Raw genomic sequence first — 1286 nt, forward strand, 5'->3', positions numbered from 1 at the left:
TGCGCGACTGGCCGCAAGGGGATCAATTCCCGCTCGCCGAACACCGGCCGCCGGCGCCGATCTGGCTGTTAGCACAACTCAACTAAACGCCCCGCACTGACGGGGCGTTTTCTTTTCCGTTACGCGTAACACGAACACCCTCACAGCCTCGCTTATGCGGGGCTTTTTCGTTTCTGGAGACTGACCCTTATGAGTTTTTTCCACGGCGTCACGACCACGTCGGTCGATACTGGCGCGCGCACCATCTCGCTGCCGTCGTCCTCGATTATCGGCCTGTGCGACACCTTTACCCCGGGCCAACTCGGCGGCGGTACGGCGAAAGCCGGCGAACTGAAGTTGATCACCACCGAGCGCGAAGCCATTGCCGCGTTCGGTGCCGACTCGGCCATCACCAAGGCCTGTCAGGCCATCTACGTCAAAGCCAAGGCGGTGATCGTCGCCATCGGCGTGCCCAAGCTGGAAGACGCGGCCCTGCAAACCTCGGCGATCATCGGCGGCGAACTGGTCTCGGGTCAGCGCACGGGATTGCAGGCGCTGCTCGACGGTAAAAGCCTGTTCAACGCGCAGCCGCGATTGCTGATCTCGCCGGGTCACACCTCGACTCAGGCGGTGGCCACGGCGCTTGATAGCTTGGCGCAGAAACTGCGCGCCATCGGCATCATCGACGGCCCGGGCACGACCGATGAGGCCGCCATGGCCTACGCCGATAACTTCGGCAGTCGCAACCTGTTCATGGTCGACCCGGGCGTCAAGTATTGGGACACCATCACCAGCAAGACCGTCGACGCGCCCGGTTCGGCTTGGGCGGCCGGGCTGTTTGCCTGGACGGATGCTGAATACGGTTTCTGGGCGTCGCCGTCGAACAAGGAGTTGACCGGCATCACCGGTACCGGCCGCGCGGTCGAGTACCTGGACGGCGACGAGACCTGTCGGGCCAACCTGCTCAACAACGCCAATATCACCACGATCATCCGCGATGACGGTTACCGCCTGTGGGGCAACCGCACGCTGTCGAGCGATCCGAAGTGGGCGTTCGTTACCCGCGTTCGCACGCTGTTTATCCTCATGGACGCGGTGCAGGCCGGGCACAAGTGGGCGGTTGACCGCTCGATCACCAAGACCTACGTGACCGATGTCACCAACGGTCTGGATGCATTCCTGCGCGACCTGAAAGCCCAGGGCGCGATCATCAACTTTGAAGTGTTCGCCGACACCGAACTGAACACGGCCAGCCAGATCGCCGAGGGCAAGGTGTATTGGCGCATCCGTTTCACCGACGTGCCGCC

The 1286-nt window shown here is 62.9% G+C and carries 1 protein-coding gene; it reads left to right on the forward strand.

Going from position 1 to position 1286, the window contains the following annotated elements; genetic code table 11:
• Positions 1-189 precede the first annotated feature (189 nt).
• On the forward strand, positions 190-1286 hold a 1097-nt coding region (locus tag AACY19_RS26530; RefSeq protein WP_339454456.1), incomplete at its 3' end, for a phage tail sheath family protein.

Origin of the sequence: Pseudomonas sp. EA_5y_Pfl2_R50 (assembly GCF_963970475.1) — a bacterium.
GTDB lineage: Bacteria > Pseudomonadota > Gammaproteobacteria > Pseudomonadales > Pseudomonadaceae > Aquipseudomonas.